The sequence below is a fragment of the Streptomyces sp. CB03234 genome (assembly GCF_001905885.1).
GTDB lineage: Bacteria > Actinomycetota > Actinomycetes > Streptomycetales > Streptomycetaceae > Streptomyces.
The window spans coordinates 22,626-40,838 of the sequence record NZ_LIYH01000001.1; the positions used below are offsets into that span (position 1 = coordinate 22,626).

Here is an 18,213-nt window from a genome sequence, read left to right on the forward strand (position 1 = left end):
AACGTCGCCTCAGACCGGATACCCCGCGTCGTGGCGTTGTGTCACTTTTTCTTTCACCTACGTCACGCAACGGCGCGCGACAGGAGCCAGAGGACATGCAGACCAAGCTGGACGAAGCCAAGGCCGAGCTGCTCGAACGGGCCGCCCGGGTAGCTGAGAACAGCCCGGTCGGGGGGCAACTCCAGACTGGGGCCGAGAACGGGGAACGTCCGGACCAGGACATCGTTCTCGAATACCTCCAGCGCTACTACCTGCACACCGCCCCGGAGGACCTCACGGACCGTGACCCGGTGGACGTCTTCGGTGGGGCCCTTTCGCACTACCGCCTGGCCGAGAACCGCCCCCAGGGCACGGCCAACGTCCGGGTGCACACGCCCACCGTCGAGGAGAACGGCTGGACCTGCAGCCACTCCGTCGTCGAGGTCGTCACGGACGACATGCCCTTCCTCGTCGACTCGGTGACCAACGAGCTGTCCCGGCAGGGGCGCGGCATCCACGTCGTGATCCACCCGCAGGTCGTCGTCCGCCGCGACGTGACCGGCAAGCTCATCGAGGTGCTGCCCAGCGGCGCCCGCGCCGACCTGCACGACGCCCTCACCGAGTCCTGGATCCACGTCGAGATCGACCGCGAGACCGACCGAGCCGACCTCAAGCAGATCACCGCCGACCTGCTGCGCGTCCTGTCCGACGTCCGCGAGACGGTCGAGGACTGGGAGAAGATGCGCGACGCCGCGCTGCGCATCGCCGACGAGCTGCCCCGTGAGCCCATCCCCGGTGACCTGCGCCGCCCCGAGGTCGAGGAGGCCCGCGAGCTGCTGCGCTGGCTCGCCGACGACCACTTCACCTTCCTCGGCTACCGCGAGTACGAGCTGACCAGCGACGACGCGCTCAGCGCCGTACCCGGCACCGGCCTCGGCATCCTCCGCTCCGACCCGCACCACAGCGACGACGAGGCGCACCCCGTCTCGCCCTCCTTCAACCGGCTGCCGCGCGACGCCCGCGCCAAGGCCCGCGAGCACAAGCTGCTCATCCTCACCAAGGCCAACAGCCGCGCCACCGTGCACCGGCCGTCCTACCTCGACTACGTCGGGGTGAAGAAGTTCGACAAGGACGGCAACGTCATCGGTGAGCGCCGCTTCCTGGGGCTGTTCTCGTCGGCCGCCTACACCGAATCGGTGAGGCGCGTCCCGGTCATCCGCCGCAAGGTCGCCGAGGTCCTGGAGAAGGCCGGCTTCTCGCCCAACAGCCACGACGGCCGCGACCTGCTCCAGATCCTGGAGACCTACCCGCGCGACGAGCTGTTCCAGACGCCGGTCGACCAGCTGGAGTCGATCGCCACGAGCGTGCTCTACCTCCAGGAGCGCCGCAAGCTGCGGCTGTACCTCCGTCAGGACGAGTACGGGCGCTACTACTCCGCGCTCGTCTACCTGCCGCGCGACCGCTTCAACACCACCGTCCGGCTGCGGATCATCGACATCCTGAAGGAGGAGCTCGGCGGCACCAGCGTCGACTTCACCGCCTGGAACACCGAGTCGATCCTCTCCCGGCTCCACTTCGTCGTCCGCGTCCCGCAGGGCACCGAGCTCACCCCGCTCACCGACGCCGACACCGAGCGCATCGAGGCCCGGCTCGTCGAGGCCGCCCGCTCCTGGGAGGACGGCTTCGCCGAGGCGCTCAACGCCGAGCTGGGCGAGGAGCGCGCCGCCGAGCTGCTGCGCCGGTACGCCAATTCCTTCCCCGAGGGGTACAAGGCCGACCACACGCCGCGTGCCGCCGTCTCCGACCTCGGCCACCTGGAGCAGCTGATCCGGGGCGAGAAGGACTTCGCGCTCTCCCTGTACGAGCCGGTCGGCGCGGGCCCCGGCGAGCGCCGCTTCAAGATCTACAAGACCGGTGCGCAGATCTCCCTCTCCGCAGTCCTGCCGGTCCTCAACCGGCTCGGCGTCGAGGTCGTCGACGAGCGCCCCTACGAGCTGCGCTGCGCGGACCGTACGCAGGCGTGGATCTACGACTTCGGGCTGCGCATGCCGCACGGCACGGCCAACGGCGACTACCTCGCCGACGACGCCCGGGAGCGGTTCCAGGAGGCGTTCGCCGCCACCTGGACGGGCCGGGCCGAGAACGACGGGTTCAACGCGCTCGTGCTGAGCGCGGGGCTGAACTGGCGCCAGGCGATGGTGCTGCGCGCCTACGCCAAGTACCTGCGCCAGGCCGGTTCGACGTTCAGCCAGGACTACATGGAGGACACCCTCCGCCACAACGTCCACACCACCCGCCTGCTGGTCTCCCTGTTCGAGGCGCGGATGTCGCCGGAGCGGCAGCGGGCCGGCACGGAGCTGATCGACGGGCTGCTGGAGGAGCTGGACGGCGCCCTGGACCAGGTCGCCTCCCTCGACGAGGACCGGATCCTCAGGTCCTTCCTCACCGTCATCAAGGCCACGCTGCGGACCAACTTCTTCCAGAGCGCCAGCGATGGAAGCCAGAACAGGGGCCGGCAGGCCGGCGACGGCGAGCCGCACGCGTACGTGTCGATGAAGTTCGACCCGCAGGCCATCCCCGACCTGCCGGCGCCGCGCCCGGCGTTCGAGATCTGGGTGTACTCGCCGCGTGTCGAGGGCGTCCACCTCCGCTTCGGCAAGGTCGCGCGAGGCGGCCTGCGCTGGTCGGACCGGCGCGAGGACTTCCGTACCGAGATCCTCGGCCTGGTCAAGGCGCAGATGGTGAAGAACACCGTCATCGTGCCCGTCGGCGCCAAGGGCGGGTTCGTCGCCAAGCAGCTCCCGGACCCGGCCGTCGACCGGGACGCCTGGCTGGCGGAGGGCATCGCCAGCTACCGCACCTTCATCTCGGCGCTGCTGGACATCACCGACAACCTCGTCGGCGGCGAGGTCGTGCCGCCGCGTGACGTCGTCCGGCACGACGAGGACGACACGTACCTCGTCGTCGCCGCCGACAAGGGCACGGCGACCTTCTCCGACATCGCCAACGAGGTCGCCGTCGCGTACGGCTTCTGGCTGGGCGACGCCTTCGCCTCCGGCGGCTCGGCCGGCTACGACCACAAGGGCATGGGCATCACGGCCCGTGGCGCGTGGGAGTCGGTCAAGCGGCACTTCCGGGAGCTCGGCCACGACACCCAGACCGAGGACTTCACGGTCGTCGGCGTCGGCGACATGTCCGGTGACGTGTTCGGCAACGGCATGCTGCTGAGCGAGCACATCCGCCTGGTCGCCGCCTTCGACCACCGGCACATCTTCATCGACCCGAACCCCGACGCGGCCGTCTCGTACGCCGAGCGGCGCCGCCTGTTCGAGCTGCCGCGCAGCTCGTGGGCCGACTACAACAAGGAGCTGCTGTCCCCGGGCGGCGGCATCCACCCCCGTACGGCCAAGTCGATCCCGGTCAACGCGCACATGCGTGCCGCGCTCGGCATCGAGGGCACGGTCACCAAGCTGACGCCCGCCGAGCTGATGCAGGCGATCCTCAAGGCGCCGGTGGACCTGCTGTGGAACGGCGGCATCGGTACGTACGTCAAGGCCACCACCGAGTCGCACGGCGACGTCGGCGACAAGGCCAACGACGCCATCCGCGTCAACGGCGAGGACCTGCGCGTCAAGGTCGTCGGCGAGGGCGGCAACCTGGGCCTGACCCAGCTCGGCCGGATCGAGTTCGCCCGAAAGGGTGGACCCGAGGGCGAGGGCGGCAAGGTCAACACCGACGCCATCGACAACAGCGCGGGCGTGGACACCTCCGACCACGAGGTGAACATCAAGATCCTGCTCAACGGGCTGGTCGCGGACGGCGACATGACCGTCAAGCAGCGCAACAAGATCCTCGCCGAGATGACCGACGAGGTCGGCTCGCTGGTGCTGCGCAACAACTACGCGCAGAACGTGGCCCTCGCCAACGCCGTCAAGCAGTCGCCGTCCCTGCTCCACGCCCACCAGCGCTTCATGCGCCGCCTGGGCCGCGAGGGCCGGCTGGACCGGGCGCTGGAGTTCCTGCCCAACGACCGCCAGATCCGCGAGCTGCTCAACGCGGGCAAGGGGCTCAGCCAGCCCGAGCTGGCCGTCCTCCTCGCGTACACCAAGATCACGGTGGCGGACGAGCTGATCCACACGGACCTGCCGGACGACCCGTACCTGCGCGAGCTGCTGCACGCGTACTTCCCCACCAAGCTCCGCGAGGAGTTCGCCGACCAGATCGACGCCCACGCGCTGCGCCGCGAGATCATCACGACGGTGCTGGTCAACGACACCGTCAACACCGGCGGCTCGACCTTCCTGCACCGGCTGCGCGAGGAGACCGGCGCGTCGATCGAGGAGATCGTCCGGGCGCAGACCGCAGCCCGTGCGATCTTCGGGCTGAGCGAGGTGTGGGACGCCGTCGAGGCCCTGGACAACAAGGTCCCGGCCGAGGTCCAGACCCGCATCCGGCTGCACTCGCGGCGCCTGGTCGAGCGCGGTACGCGCTGGCTGCTGGGCAACCGGCCGCAGCCGGTGCAGCTCGCCGAGACCGTCGAGTTCTTCGCGGAGCGCGTGGAGCAGGTGTGGGCGAAGCTGCCGCAGATGCTGCGCGGCGCGGACCTGGAGTGGTACGGGTCGATCGTGGACGAGCTCACCGGGGCGGGCGTCCCGGAGGAGCTGGCGCTGCGGGTGGCGGGCTTCTCGTCCGCGTTCCCGACGCTCGACATCGTCGCGATCGCCGACCGGACGGGCAAGGACCCGATGGCGGTCGCCGAGGTCTACTACGACCTCGCCGACCGGCTCTCCGTCACCCAGCTGATGGACCGGATCCTCGAACTGCCGCGTGCCGACCGCTGGCAGTCGATGGCCCGCGCCTCCATCCGCGAGGACCTGTACGCCGCGCACGCGGCGCTGACGGCCGAGGTGCTGTCGGCCGGGAACGGCACCGCGACGCCCGAGGAGCGGTTCAAGGCCTGGGAGCAGCGGAACGCCGCGATCCTCGGCCGGGCGCGCACGACGCTGGAGGAGATCCAGAGCTCGGACGCGTTCGACCTGGCGAACCTGTCGGTCGCGATGCGGACGATGCGGACGCTGCTGCGTACGCACAGCTGATCAGCGGCACCAGTGACACCGGGCGCCCCGCCGAACCGGCGGGGCGCCCGTCTCACAGCCCCTTCAGCGACGGCGGGCCCGGCACCGTCTCGGCCCACAGCCGGCGGCACGACAGCAGCGCGGCGGCCACCAGCAGCGCGTTGCGCACCGCCACCACCGCGCAGCCGAGCGGCGTGACGGTGATGACGTCCTCGTACAGGACGGGGTACGCGAGCGCGCTGAGCGCCGCCGCCGGCAGCAGCAACAGCGCGACCGACCGCTGGCTGGTGTCCCGGCAGGTCAGGCAGACCGCGCCGAGGCCCAGCAGCCACACCATGTACTGGGGGCTGATCACCCGGCTGGTCACGGTGAACAGCAGCACGGCGGTGAGCGCGGCGTCCACCGGGGTCGCCGCGCTCCACTGCCACGACCGCACCCGCCACAGCAGCAGCCAGCAGAAGGCGAGCGCGGTGAGGACCAGCGCGAAGTGGGCCACGCTGGAGGCGTACGGCCCGGCCAGCTCGAAGGCCCCGTACTGGTACCGGACCTGGCCCGGCCACCAGCCCGCCAGCCGCGCCAGCGACAGCACGGTGCCGCCGACCGACTCGATCTGCACGCCCCGGCCGCCCTGCTGGCGCGCGAAGTCCAGGGTGTGCGTGAACCCGAGCGCGAGGAACGCGAACAGCGCGCCCCCCGCCACCAGCGCGGCCGTCCACGCCCGGCGCGTGAGGTGGCCGCGGGGCGTGCCGAGCAGCGTGAGCAGGGGCCACACCTTGATCATGGCGCCGAGCCCGGCCAGCGCGCCGCCCAGTCGGGCGTGCCCGCCCCGCAGCGCCAGCAGGCCCAGCACCGCCAGGGCGGTGACCTGGACGTCGTACCGCGCCAGCGGCAGGTGCAGCAGCAGCGGCAGGCCGGCCACCCACAGCCAGGCGCCACTGGTCCCGGCCCGGGCGAGCGCGAAGGTGACGACGGCGTCGGCCAGCAGGGTGAGGGCGACGAACGCCTGGTAGTACGTCAGCTCCGGCACATGGCCCGGGGCCAGGAACACCAGCCCGGCGCCGGGCGGGTACTGCCAGGTGACGTCCCCGGGCGGGAACGTGCCCTGCGAGAGCTGCTGGTACCAGTGCCGGTACAGCAGGTAGACCTCGCGGCCGATCCCGCCGATACCGAGGTTGTCGCGCCACAGGAGCAGGAGCATCCCGGCGCGCGTGAAGGCCCACACGGCGGCCAGCGGCAGAGCGGCGGACCGGTCCGTGAAGAGGGGCGTGCGGCGTGCGCTGATCCTATAGATGGTCATCGTGGCGCACTTTAACCCCCTATGACCTATTTCTTCCTGGTGTGTGCTTCATGCGCGTCAACAACCTCCCCCGCCGGGCCGTCCATCAGCAGCCGTCCGGCCTCCAGCCAGATCGCCCGGTCGCACGTCTGGCGGATCGCCGGGTTGCTGTGGCTGACGAGGAAGACGGTCCCGGCCTGCTTGCGCAGTTCGCTGATCCGCTCCTGGCTGCGGCGCTGGAACTTCGCGTCGCCGGTGGCCAGCGCCTCGTCGATCAGCAGCACGTCGTGGGACTTGGCGGCGGCGATGGAGAAGCGCAGCCGGGCGCCCATGCCGGAGGAGTACGTACGCATCGGCAGCGAGATGAAGTCGCCCTTCTCGTTGATCCCCGAGAAGTCGACGATGTCCTGGTACCGCTCATGGATCTGCTCGCGCGACATGCCCATGGCGAGGCCGCCGAGGATGACGTTGCGCTCACCGGTCAGGTCACCCATCAGGGCGGCGTTCACCCCCAGGAGTGATGGCTGGCCGTGGGTGTAGATCCGGCCCTCGCTGGTCGGGAGCAGGCCCGCGATGGCCTTGAGCAGGGTGGACTTGCCCGAGCCGTTGGAGCCGATCAGCCCGATCGCCTCGCCCTTGTACGCCGCGAAGCTGACGCCCTTGACGGCATGGACCGTCCGGGTGCCCGGCGACGTCATGCGCGTACGGGACAGGATCCGGCAGAGCGCGGCCGTCGCGCTGCCCTTGCCGCCCTTGCCGGCGCCCTGGACGGTGTACGTGATGTGCACGCCGTCCGCGACGACGGTCGGAACCCGCTGGGTGATGGGTGAGTCAGCCACGGCCGTACGTCTCCTCCGCCTGCCAGAACCAGATGAACCCGCCCACGGCGGCGAGCAGTGCCCAGCCGGTCGCCACGGCCCAGACGTGCGGCGGCAGCTGGGCGGAGGTGAAGCTGTCGATGAGCGCGAAGCGCACCAGGTCGATGTAGACGGCCGCCGGGTTGCACTCCAGGGCCAGCAGCACGGCGTGCGGCAGGTGGTTGTTCGCCAGGACGTGCTCGACGCTCCACATCACGCCGGACACGTACATCCACGTCCGCAGCAGGAACGGCATCAGCTGCGCGATGTCCGGCGTACGGGCGGCGAGCCGTGCCATCACCAGCGACACGCCCGTGTTGAACAGGAACTGCAGGAAGAGCGCCGGGACCGCCAGCAGCCACGACCAGCCGGGCGTCACGCCGAAGCAGAACAGGATGATCACGAGCGCGCACAGCGAGAAGACCAGCTGCTGGAGCTGCTGGAGCGCCAGCGAGACGGGGAGGCCGGCGCGCGGGAAGTGCAGTGCGCGTACGAGGCCGATGTTGCCGCTGATCGCCCGTGTGCCCGCCGTGATCGAACTGGACGTGAAGGTCCAGATGAACACGCCCGTGACCAGGAACGGGACGAAGTCCGGGACGCCGGCGCGGGTGTTCATCAGCACGCCGAAGACGAAGTAGTACACCGCCGCGTTGAGCAGCGGGGTCATCACCTGCCACACCTGGCCGAGCCGGGCCTGGCTGTACTGGGCGGTGAGGCGGGCGGTGGCGAAGGCGGTGATGAAGTGCCGCCTCGACCACAGCTGCCGGGCGTACTCGGGCAGGGACGGCCGGGCGCCGCTGACGGACAGCCCGTGCCGGAGGGCGAGCGCGCGGAGGTCCTCGTGCTCTTCCGTGGGCGGGGGCGCGAGTGTCTGCGTACTCACCAGGCGGTCTCCCTCGGTGCAACGGGTAATGCGCGACGGAACGGAACCGTTTCGTCGCTACGGGGAGAGTAGGACGGTCGTACGTCGGAACGCAACCGTCCCGTCGTCACGTACGCCGGGCGCTATGATCCCGGGCATGAGCACACCGCCGCCCCGCCGGCCGCCCGCCGGAGCCGCCGTACTCCGGGAGGACGTCACCGAAGCCATCCGCGCCGCCGTCTTCGAGGAGCTGGCGGCGGTCGGCTTCGCCCGTATGTCCATCGAGGGCATCGCCCGGCGGGCGGGCGTCGGCAAGACCGCCGTCTACCGGCGCTGGAAGTCCAAGCTGTCGCTCGTCCTCGACCTGCTGACCGCCTTCGCCGCCCAGGGCCTCCCCGCCCCCGGGACCGGCTCGCTGTACGGGGACGTCCGCGCCCTCCTGGAGGTCGCCGCGCACGCGCTGCGCCATCCGGTCGCCTCCCAGGTCATCCCGGACCTCCTCGTCGAGGCGGCCCGCCACCCCGAGATCGCCGGCGCCATCAAGGCGGCCCTGCTGGACGGCCAGCAGGGCGTGGCCGCCCTCGTCGTCCGCGACGCCGTCGCGCGCGGCGAACTGCCCGAGGGCGCCGACCCCGACCGCGCCCTGGACCTGATCATCGGCCCGCTCTACTGGCGCCTGGTCGTGGTCCGCACGCCGCTGCCGGAGGGGTACCTCGACGACCTGGCCGCGTCGGCCGTCGCCGCGCTGAAGTCGTGACGGTGGCGGCCTGACGGTCGCGGGCTCAGGGCCGGGGCCTGACGGTCTCGCGGCTCAGGGCCGTGGCCTGACGGCCGCGCGGCCCACGGTCGAACCGCCTGACGGTGGTCACCCGGTCGGCGGCGCGTCCGGTGACGCCCGGCGCGCGGGGCGGTTGAACCCGCCGACACGAAAGGACGGTGGGTGACCGTGCGCGAGCTGACCATCGAAGGCGCCTGGGTCATGGAACCGAGGGTCTTCCAGGACGACCGCGGCAGGTTCCACGAGTGGTTCAGGGCGCCGGAACTCCGGGAGGCGGCGGGGTACGGCTTCGGGCTCGCCCAGGCGAACTGCTCGGTCTCCGTGCGGGGCACCCTGCGGGGCGTGCACTTCGCCGACGTACCGCCGGGGCAGGCCAAGTACGTGACGTGCGTACGCGGCGCCGTCCTGGACGTGATCGTCGACATCCGCACCGGCTCGCCCACCTACCGCGCCTGGGAGGCCGTCCGGCTCGACGACCAGGACCACCGGGCCGTCCACCTCGCCGAGGGGCTGGGCCACGCGTTCATGGCCCTCACCGACGACGCGACCGTCGTCTACCTGTGCACGCGCGGCTACGCCCCCGCCCGCGAGCACGGCATCGACCCGCTCGACCCGGACCTCGCCATCGACTGGCCGGCCGGCCTCGTCCCCGTACTGTCGGAGAAGGACGCCAAGGCCCCCACGCTCGCCGAAGCCGAGCGTGGGGGCCTGTTGCCGTCCTATGAAACCTGCACGCGCTGGTACGCGGCCCTGCGTGCCGGGTGACGGGATGTCAGCCCCGTGCGGCCTACCAGCGGTACCGGCCGGCCTACCAGCGGTACCAGCGGCCGCGTGCGCCACCGTGGCCGGCCGGGCGGACCAGGAAGCCGACCAGCCAGACGACCAGCACGATGGCCGCCACCCACCAGAGCACCTTCAGGGCGAAACCCGCGCCGAAAAGAATCAGGGCGAGAAGAAGAACGAGAAGAAGCGGGACCATGATTATCAACCTCCGAAGCCGCTTGTGCCCGCCCTGGAGAAGATCACGCAATGCGCATTCGTTTTTTCTTTCGGGTTTGTTCTCCGGTGCTCCGGCAACACGCCATGACAATCCCGTAGTCGATTGTGTGGGAGTGTGATTCCGATGGCAGGCGACGAGAAGGCCAAGGCCAAGTCCGAGCAGGTCAAGGGCAAGGTCAAGGAGACCATCGGGCGTGCCCTGGGCAATGAGCGCATGACCGCCGAAGGCCGCGCCGAGCAGTCCAAGGGTGATCTGCGGCAGGCGAAGGAGAACACGAAGGACGCCTTCCGCCACTGAACCACCGGTTTTCCCATACGGCCCGCTCCTTTCCGGGAGCGGGCCGTACGGGTGCCGTAGGCGTGCCGCACGCATGCCGTACGCGTGCCGCACGCGTGTTTTCAGCCGGTGCCCGCCGGGGTGAAGCAGGCGGTGATGGTCTTGCCGTGCTGCTGGGCGTGGGCGTGCCAGTGGTCCGACAGCGCGTCCACGAGAGCGAGGCCCCGGCCGCCCGGTGAGGTGGTGTCGGGGGTACGCGGGGCCGGCATCCCGCTGCCGTCGTCGTCGTGGACGCTGACGTGCAGGCACCGGCTGTCCCACGTCAGGACGACCCGCGCGGAACTGTGCGCGTGGACATGGGCGTTGGTGATCAGCTCCGACACCGTGAGCAGGACGTCGTCCACCGTCTCCGGGGCGTCCTCGGTCCAGCCCAGGGACTCCAGGTGTTCGCGCGCCCAGCGCCGCCCCGCCCGTACACCACCGGACACGGGAAAGCACCGGGCCCAGCCCACGGCCCTCATCGACGAGTCGGCCATCGTGTCTCCTTTCCGTCCGGGACCTGCCACCCGCCGTGTACCCCCGGACGGGGAAGGCAACGGCCCCGGCGCCCGGTTGCCATGGCCGGACACTTCCGGGGCACACGGAACGAAGCCAACAGGTCTTCGAGGAAGCGGAGTTGTGGCATGAGGCGGCTCAACGCATGGCTTGGTGAGCACCTGTGGGCGACGGTCCTGCTCTCGGTGGTCGCCGCGAGCGTGGTGATCATGCTGATGAGTCCGGGACGGCCGTGGTGGCAGGTGCTCCTGCGCGTCGCCGTCATCTCCCTCGGCGGGGTGGCCGTCATCTACGTACGGCGAGGCAGGGAGAAGCGGGCGACCGGCGGCTCCGACCGGACGGTCGTGGGGCTGGACGAGAAGCTGCGGCGCGGCGAGGTGCCCGAGGACGCGAGCGAGCGGGACGCCATGGCGCGGCTGGTGGCGCACCGGCTGCACGCCTCCCGGCACTGGCGGTGGGTGGCCGTCGGCATGTACCTGCTGATCGGGCTGGTCGCGGTGGCGGTCGCCGCCACGGCTGACGCGCCGGTGGCCATCGGCTACACGGTCTTCTCGGTGGTCTTCCTCGCCTGGCTCAGCTGGAGCGCCGTACGCCACCGACGACGCCTGCGGCACATGGCCGAGGCGGTCGGACCGCCCGAGCGGGCGGGCACGTCGCGCGCAGGCGGAACCATGGGCACGCGCGGAGGAACGGCATGAGGCGCGCCCTCGTGCGACGGCGCGGGCGGGACGGGGCCGGGCCGGCCCGGGCTTCAGCCGGCGCCCGCGGCCGCCCGCAGCGCCGGGAAGCCCTCCGCCAGCGCCTCCCGCCAGTCGCGCAGCGGCGGGAGGTCCGCCTCCCGCCAGCGGGTGTGGCCCAGCACGCTGTACGCGGGGCGCGGCGCCGGGCGGGGGTAGGCGGCGCTCGTGGTCGGGTGGACGCGGGCGGGGTCGGCGCCCAGGAGGCGGAAGGTCTCGCGGGCGAGGTCGTACCAGGTGCCGTCCCCGCTGTTGGTGGCGTGGTAGATGCCCGGGGGCGCGTCCACGAGCCGGATCAGCCGGCGCGCCACGTCGGCGCTCCAGGTCGGCTGGCCGCGCTGGTCGTCGACCACGTGGACCACGCCCCGGGACGCCCCCGACCGGATCATCGTCGTCACGAAGTTCGCGCCGCCCGCCCCGTACAGCCACGCCGTCCGCACCACGTACCCGCGCTCGGGGAGGGCCTCCAGGACCGCGCGCTCGCCCGCGAGTTTGGTGCGCCCGTAGGCCGTGCGGGGGCCGGGCAGGGCGCCCTCGGCGTACGGCACGCGCGCGTGGCCGTCGAAAACGTAGTCGGTGGAGACGTGCACCAGGGCGCAGCCGACGAGGGCGCACGCCTCCGCGAGGTGCCCCACCGCCGTCCCGTTGACCGCCAGGGCGTCCGGCTCACGGGACTCCGCGTCGTCCACCGCCGTCCAGGCCGCGCAATTGACCACGACGGAAGGGCGCAGCCCCCGCAGCGCGGCCAGGACCGCCTCCCGGTCCGTCACATCCAGGTCCCGCCGCGTCAGGCCCATCCCCTCGTCGCCCAGGCACGTCAGCACGTCCCGGGCGAGTATCCCGCCGGCGCCCGTCACGAGCCAGGTCACAGCGCCGCCCGGTCCAGGAGCGGCTGCCACCAGGAACGGTTCCGCTCGTACCAGGCGACCGTCTCCGCCAGCCCCGTAGCGAAGTCCTTGCCCGGCCGGTAGCCCAGCTCGTCACGGATCTTCGTCCAGTCCAGCGAGTACCGCCGGTCGTGGCCCTTGCGGTCCTCGACGTGGTCCACCCGGGACCAGTCCGCGCCGCAGGCGTCCAGGAGGAGGGACGTCAGCTCACGGTTGGACAGCTCCGTACCGCCGCCGATGTGGTACACCTCGCCCGCCCGGCCCCGGGTCCGGACGAGTTCGACGCCCCGCACATGGTCGTCGATGTGCAGCCAGTCCCGGACGTGCGAGCCGTCCCCGTACAGCGGCACCCGGCCGCCGTCCAGCAGCCGGGTGATGAACAGGGGGACGACCTTCTCGGGGAAGTGGTGGTGGCCGTAGTTGTTGGAGCAGCGCGTCACCCGCACGTCCAGGCCGTGCGTGCGGTGGTAGGACAGGGCGATCAGGTCGGCGGACGCCTTGGTCGCGGCGTACGGGGAGGTGGGCCGCAGCGGCTGGTCCTCGGTCCACGAGCCCGTGTCGATCGACCCGTACACCTCGTCCGTGGAGATCTGGACGAAGGGGGAGACCCGGTTGCGCAGCGCCGCGTCCAGCAGCGTCTGCGTACCGAGCACATTGGTGCGTACGAAGGCGTCGGCGCCGGCGATGGAGCGGTCGACGTGCGACTCGGCGGCGAAGTGGACGACTTCGTCGTGCTCCGAGAGCAGTTTGTCGACCAGCACCGGGTCGCAGATGTCGCCGTGTACGAAGGCGAAGCCGGGGTGGTCGCGCACCGGGTCCAGGTTCGCGGGGTTGCCCGCGTAGGTGAGCGCGTCGAGGACGGTGACCTCCGTGCCGCCGGGGCCGTCGGGTCCCAGCAGCGTACGGACGTAGTGCGAGCCGATGAAGCCGGCTCCGCCGGTCACCAGAATGCGGGTAACGGTCATGCCGAGATCTGTACCTTGCTGTGATCGCCGAGCACCAGGCGGTGGGCGGCCGGGATGGGCGGGGCGGGGGTGATCTCGACGTTACGGCCGATGAGGGACGCCTCGACACGCCCCACGCCGTGCAGGGACGAGCCGCTGAGCACGATGGAGTACTCGATCTCGCTGTCCGTGACCCGGCAGTTCTCCGCGATGGACGTGGACGGGCCGATGTAGGAGTTCTCCACGACCGCGCCCGCGCCGATGACGACCGGGCCGACGATCCGCGAGCCGCGCACGGTGGCGCCGGCGCCGATGCGGACGCGGCCGATGATCTCGGTGGCGTCGTCGACGGTCCCTTCGTTGCGCGGCGAGAGCAGTTCCAGGACGGACCGGTTGACCTCCAGCATGTCCGCCACATTGCCGGTGTCCTTCCAGTAGCCGGAGACGACGGTCGATGTGACGGTGCGCCGCTCGTCGATGAGCCACTGGATGGCGTCGGTGATCTCCAGCTCGCCGCGCGTGGACGGCTCGATGGAGCGCACCGCCTCGTGCACGGCGGAGGTGAAGAGGTACACCCCGACGAGCGCCAGGTCGCTGCGCGGGTGCGCGGGTTTCTCCTCCAGCCGGGCCACCCGCCCGTCGACGTCGAGCTCGGCGACCCCGAAGGCGCGGGGGTCGGGCACCTTGGTCAGCAGGATCCGCGCGGCGGGGCGGGTGGCGCGGAATTCCTCGACCAGGTCGGTGATGCCGCCGACGATGAAATTGTCCCCGAGGTACATGACGAAGTCGTCGTCGCCGAGGAATTCCCGGGCGATCAGTACGGCGTGGGCGAGACCGAGCGGGGCGTGCTGCGGGATGTACGTGACGACGAGGCCGAAGCGGGAGCCGTCGCCGACGGCCGCCCGGATCTCGTCGGCGGTGTCAGGGGCGACGATGATGCCGACGTCACGGATTCCGGCGGCGGCGATCGATTCGAGCCCGTAGAAGAGCACCGGTTTGTTGGCCACGGGGACGAGCTGTTTGGCGGATGTGTGCGTAATGGGGCGCAGCCGGGTGCCGGCGCCTCCGGAGAGTACGAGTGCTTTCACTTCACTGGCCTGCCTGTCTGCGTGTCTGCCTCGATGCCTCGGCTGCCTCGGCTGCCGGGGAGAAGGTGCAGGTTGTGAACGACAGTTGAGCGCCACGAATTACGTGCCTTCCTGGGCCATACGTGTGATTCGGTGAAACCGTTCCGGCGCTATAACACCCACATAACACCCATGCGGTGAACTGCGCTGCCACGTAAGTGTGTTAATCGGTGCTTCGCGTGGTGTGGTCGGTATTGCTACGTTCGACAACCATGAACGTCCGAATGTCGTCCCTGTCCTGGGATGTACGGAAAGCCCGGATCGTCGTCATCGCCTTCGCGACGCTCGCGCTGGTGTCGAAAATGGCGCTCGCGGCGAACACGCGCGGCCCCGCCGACGTGCGGTTCTTCTGGGGTTTCGCACGGGCCATCGCCCGGACGGACCCGGTACGCGTCTACGCCGAGCAGATGCCGTGGTTGCCGGTCTACAACCACCCGCCGCTGGCGAGCTGGATGCTGCTGGGGCTGGAGTGGCTGGCGCAGCAGGGCGTGCCGTGGCGGCCCCTGATCCGCTTCCCGGCGTGTCTCGCCGACTTCGTCACCGTGCTGCTGGTGTTCGCGATCGTGCGGCGGCGGGCGGCGCGGCTGCGGACGGCGGTGTGGTGCGCGGTGGGCGCGGCGCTGTGCCCGGTGCTCGTGGCCACCTCCGGCTACCACGGCAACACCGACTCGGTCGCCGTGATGTTCGCGTTCGCCGCCGCGTACCTGCTCGTCGACCGGGGCAGGCCGCTGGCGGCCGGGCTGGCGGCGGCGCTGTGCATCAGCGTGAAGCTGATCCCGGTCGTCGCCGTGCCGCTGCTCTTCGCCACCGCGTGGCGGACCGGGGGCCGCCCCGTCCTCGTGCGTTTCACGGCCGGGTTCGCGGCGCTGTTCCTCACCGTGTGGGGGCCGGTCGTCGCGACCGTACCGGGCGGGCTGAAGGCGAACGTCCTGGAGTACGCGGGCGGCAACTTCAGCTTCTGGGGCATCGTCCGCTTCGCCCGCTGGGCGGACGTGCCCGAGCCGTACGTCCAGCTGCTGCGCGGCGACGGGCACTTCCTGATCGTCGCCGCGATCATGGCCGTGGGCGTCTGGCTGGCCTGGCGGCGCCCGGCCGACGCGCCGCTCGCCGTCGCCACCACGCTCGGCCTGCTGCTGTTGCTGAGCACGGCGTCGGGCGTGCAGTACCTGGCGTGGCCGGCGGCCGGGCTGTTCGTCCTGGGCCTGTGGCAGGGCGTGGCGTACGGGATCGTCGTCGGCGCCGTCGCCGCCTCGGTCTACTCCGGGCAACGCCCGGTCCACTGGACGGACACGGAGATGGCCTTCGGCGCCCTGGGCTGGGCGGTGCTGGCCCTGTGCGTCGCCTCCGCCCTCCGCACGGCCCTGAAGGCGGGGCCCCGCCCCACCCCGTCGACGGCGCCACCACCGGCGCGGCACCCCCTGGCGGGGGCGGTACGGGCGGCGCGGCACGCCCCGCCGACGGCGCCACCACCGGCGCGGCACGCCCCGGCCCTGGCCGGTGCGGCACCCTCAGAGGTGCCTTTGGCGCGGGCCGGCGCGGATGCCGGGCGGGCGACGGCCGCCCCCGCTGCGGGGGCTCCTGACGGCGCCGCCGTCCCGGGGCTCCCCACGGGCGGCGCCCCGGGTACGGCGCCGCCCGCCCCGGCAGAGGCCGTCGGCGCGGCCGCCCTGCCGCCGGGCGGCCCGGCGCCCGGGGCGCCCGCCACGCAGGGCGGGGCCACGCCTGAGACCACCGCAGCTTCCGCGACCACCGCCGCGCGCCCCGCCGCCGCTCCCGCGACTGCCCCGCAGGGCACCGCCGCTCCCGCCACTGCCCCGCAAGGCACCGACGCCCCGGGCGTGCCCGTGCGGGGCGGCGCGGGTGGCGGTGGCGCGTCCCCCGCCGACTGACCCGCCCGAACCCCCGCGAGAGTGGAGAAGCCCGTGACGGAAGGCCAGAGCAGCAGCCGAAGCAGTAACCCCAGGATCGGGATCCTGGTGGTGGCGTACAACGCGGAGGCGACGCTGGAGAAGACCCTCGACCGGATCCCCGCCGACTTCCGGCCGAGGATCGCCGAGATCCTGATCCTCGACGACGCCAGTCATGACGCGACCTTCACCGCCGGCTGCCGCTGGTCCCAGCTCGACGGGATGCCGCCGACCGTCGTCATGCGGCACACCAAGAACCTCGGGTACGGCGGCAACCAGAAGGCCGGGTACGCGCTCGCCGCCGAGCGGGGGCTGGACATCGTCGTGCTGCTGCACGGCGACGGGCAGTACGCCCCCGAGCTGCTGCCCCGGATGGTCGAGCCCCTCGAACGCGGCGAGTGCGAAGCCGTGTTCGGGTCCCGGATGATGCGGCCCAGGGACGCCCTACGTGGCGGCATGCCGCTCTACAAGTGGCTCGGCAACCGCGTCCTGACCCGGCTGGAGAACAAGCTCCTCGGGTCGGAGCTGACCGAGTTCCACTCCGGCTACCGCGCGTACAAGGTCGACGCCCTGCGCCGTCTGCCCATCGAGCGCAACACCGACGCCTTCGACTTCGACACCCAGATCATCGTGCAGCTGGCCGACGCCGGGATGCGCATCCGCGAGATCCCCATCCCGACGTACTACGGCGACGAGATCTGCTACGTCAACGGCATGCGCTACGCCAAGGACGTCGTCAAGGACGTCCTCGAATACCGGCTGGCGAAAAAGGGGTTCGGGACGTGCGGGTGGATCCCCAAGCCCGTCGAGTACGCCTTCAAGGAGGGCGACGGCTCCTCGCACGCCGTCATCCTCGACCGGATGCGCGGCCTGCCACCCGGCCGGGTCCTCGACGTCGGCTGCTCCGGCGGCGCGTTCGCCGAGCGCCTGGAGGCCCTCGGGCACACGGTCACCGGCATCGACTGCGTGGAGGTCGAGGGCGTGGGCGGGAAGTGCTCCGGCGGGTTCTTCCTCGCCGACCTGGAGGACGGGCTGCCCGACGGCATCGGCGACGGGTACGACTACGTCGTCGCCGGCGACGTCATCGAGCACCTCTCCCGCCCCGAACGCCTCCTCGCCGAGCTGCGCGGCGTCCTCCGTCCCGACGGGCACGTGCTGCTGTCCGTACCGAACTTCGGCCACTGGTACTCACGGCTGCGCGTCGCCCTCGGCATCTTCGACTACGACCGGCGCGGCATCCTCGACGAGACGCATCTGCGCTTCTTCAGCCGCGCCAGTCTCCGCCGCACCGTACGCGCCGCCGGGTACGACGTCCTGTCCATCACCGCCACCGGCGCGCCCTTCTGGTCCGTCCTCGGCGGCGGACCGGCCTCCCGGGCGCTCGGCGGGGTGTCGCGGGTGCTGACCCGGCTGCGGCCCACCCTCTTCGGCTACCAGTACGTCGCACTGCTCACCCCGCATGCGGCGCGGACGATCATCGCTGGGGAGCACATCGATGTCCAGGACATCCTCAACCGTCAGTTCGTCCCCGTGGACGCCCCCACCCACCGCCTCGGCGTGTGAGAGGCGGACGTTGACCCTGCCCAGCTTCGTGCTGCTGCTGTTCGCGGTGTTCTCCTCGGCGGCCGGCCAGATCATGCTCAAGCACGGCATGCAGACCGCCGCCACTGTCGCCGAGAAGGCCGGCGGCTCCCTGGCCGTACGCGCCGCGACCACCCCCTGGGTGGTGCTCGGCCTGACCGTCTTCGCGGTGTCCGCCGTCGCCTGGATGTCCACTCTCGCGCGGGTTCCGCTGTCCATCGCGTACCCCTTCAACGCCCTCGGCTATCTGCTGATCGTGCTGGCCGGCTCCACGCTGCTGCACGAGCGGACCTCGGTGTGGACCTGGGCCGGCTCGCTGCTGGTGGTGATCGGCCTGGTGACGGTCTTCCTCGGCCAACGGAACTGACCCAC

The 18,213-nt window shown here is 71.4% G+C and carries 16 protein-coding genes; 8 read left to right on the plus strand and 8 right to left on the minus strand.

Annotated features, from left to right (window positions below; genetic code table 11):
* Positions 1–95 precede the first annotated feature (95 nt).
* Complete coding sequence (locus tag AMK26_RS00100) at positions 96–5,075, plus strand: NAD-glutamate dehydrogenase (protein ID WP_073750488.1); 4,980 nt, start codon at positions 96–98, stop codon at positions 5,073–5,075.
* A 52-nt stretch (positions 5,076–5,127) separates the two neighbouring features.
* Here the strand turns inward: AMK26_RS00100 and AMK26_RS00105 are convergent, their stop codons facing one another.
* The 3 genes from AMK26_RS00105 to AMK26_RS00115 are packed head-to-tail and all read right to left on the minus strand — an operon-like array spanning position 5,128 to position 8,070.
* Positions 5,128–6,351 (minus strand): glycosyltransferase 87 family protein, encoded by a 1,224-nt coding sequence (locus tag AMK26_RS00105; protein WP_073750490.1) that lies wholly within the window; start codon positions 6,349–6,351, stop codon positions 5,128–5,130.
* Between the two features lie 26 nt (positions 6,352–6,377).
* Positions 6,378–7,169 (minus strand): ABC transporter ATP-binding protein, encoded by a 792-nt coding sequence (locus AMK26_RS00110; protein ID WP_073750492.1) that lies wholly within the window; start codon positions 7,167–7,169, stop codon positions 6,378–6,380.
* A complete protein-coding gene (locus tag AMK26_RS00115) occupies positions 7,162–8,070 on the minus strand; it encodes an ABC transporter permease (protein WP_241837753.1) in 909 nt (302 codons plus the stop codon). The genes AMK26_RS00110 and AMK26_RS00115 overlap by 8 nt, the downstream gene beginning before the upstream one ends.
* 124 nt (positions 8,071–8,194) lie before the next feature.
* Here AMK26_RS00115 and AMK26_RS00120 point away from each other — a divergent pair, with 124 nt between their 5' ends.
* Positions 8,195–8,806, plus strand: coding sequence for a TetR/AcrR family transcriptional regulator (locus tag AMK26_RS00120; protein ID WP_073750496.1), 612 nt, complete (start codon positions 8,195–8,197; stop codon positions 8,804–8,806).
* A 189-nt stretch (positions 8,807–8,995) separates the two neighbouring features.
* Positions 8,996–9,592, plus strand: coding sequence for a dTDP-4-dehydrorhamnose 3,5-epimerase (gene rfbC, locus AMK26_RS00125; protein WP_073752887.1), 597 nt, complete (start codon positions 8,996–8,998; stop codon positions 9,590–9,592).
* 43 nt (positions 9,593–9,635) lie between these two features.
* Here rfbC and AMK26_RS00130 read toward each other — a convergent pair whose 3' ends face one another.
* Positions 9,636–9,806, minus strand: coding sequence for a hypothetical protein (locus tag AMK26_RS00130; protein WP_064072138.1), 171 nt, complete (start codon positions 9,804–9,806; stop codon positions 9,636–9,638).
* Between the two features lie 144 nt (positions 9,807–9,950).
* On the opposite strand from AMK26_RS00130, the gene AMK26_RS00135 reads away from it, so the two are divergent.
* Positions 9,951–10,124: a CsbD family protein gene (locus AMK26_RS00135; protein WP_073750498.1), complete on the plus strand. Its 174-nt coding sequence runs from the start codon at positions 9,951–9,953 to the stop codon at positions 10,122–10,124.
* A gap of 101 nt (positions 10,125–10,225) precedes the next feature.
* Here AMK26_RS00135 and AMK26_RS00140 read toward each other — a convergent pair whose 3' ends face one another.
* Complete coding sequence (locus AMK26_RS00140) at positions 10,226–10,639, minus strand: ATP-binding protein (RefSeq protein WP_198943967.1); 414 nt, start codon at positions 10,637–10,639, stop codon at positions 10,226–10,228.
* Between the two features lie 147 nt (positions 10,640–10,786).
* Here AMK26_RS00140 and AMK26_RS00145 point away from each other — a divergent pair, with 147 nt between their 5' ends.
* Positions 10,787–11,356 carry a hypothetical protein gene (locus tag AMK26_RS00145; protein WP_073750500.1) on the plus strand — a complete coding sequence of 190 codons (570 nt, stop codon included), beginning with the start codon at positions 10,787–10,789 and terminating at the stop codon, positions 11,354–11,356.
* A gap of 53 nt (positions 11,357–11,409) precedes the next feature.
* Here the strand turns inward: AMK26_RS00145 and rfbD are convergent, their stop codons facing one another.
* The 3 genes from rfbD to AMK26_RS00160 are packed head-to-tail and all read right to left on the minus strand — an operon-like array spanning position 11,410 to position 14,314.
* A complete protein-coding gene (rfbD, locus tag AMK26_RS00150; protein ID WP_073750502.1) occupies positions 11,410–12,264 on the minus strand; it encodes a dTDP-4-dehydrorhamnose reductase in 855 nt (284 codons plus the stop codon).
* Entirely contained in the window at positions 12,261–13,247 is a 987-nt protein-coding gene (gene rfbB, locus AMK26_RS00155) for a dTDP-glucose 4,6-dehydratase (protein WP_073750504.1), read from the minus strand. The genes rfbD and rfbB overlap by 4 nt, the downstream gene beginning before the upstream one ends.
* Positions 13,244–14,314, minus strand: a complete 1,071-nt coding sequence (locus AMK26_RS00160) for a glucose-1-phosphate thymidylyltransferase (protein ID WP_073750506.1) — start codon at positions 14,312–14,314, stop codon at positions 13,244–13,246. Before AMK26_RS00160 ends, rfbB begins: the two co-directional genes overlap by 4 nt.
* 251 nt (positions 14,315–14,565) lie before the next feature.
* Here AMK26_RS00160 and AMK26_RS00165 point away from each other — a divergent pair, with 251 nt between their 5' ends.
* The 3 genes from AMK26_RS00165 to AMK26_RS00175 are packed head-to-tail and all read left to right on the plus strand — an operon-like array spanning position 14,566 to position 18,208.
* Entirely contained in the window at positions 14,566–16,242 is a 1,677-nt protein-coding gene (locus AMK26_RS00165) for a glycosyltransferase 87 family protein (RefSeq protein ID WP_143608410.1), read from the plus strand.
* Positions 16,243–16,275: 33 nt separating this feature from the next.
* The gene (locus AMK26_RS00170) at positions 16,276–17,823 is read left to right on the plus strand and encodes a bifunctional glycosyltransferase/class I SAM-dependent methyltransferase (protein WP_073750510.1); all 1,548 of its coding nucleotides are present in this window, start codon (positions 16,276–16,278) and stop codon (positions 17,821–17,823) included.
* Between the two features lie 10 nt (positions 17,824–17,833).
* Positions 17,834–18,208: a hypothetical protein gene (locus tag AMK26_RS00175; protein WP_073750512.1), complete on the plus strand. Its 375-nt coding sequence runs from the start codon at positions 17,834–17,836 to the stop codon at positions 18,206–18,208.
* Positions 18,209–18,213: the final 5 nt, after the last annotated feature.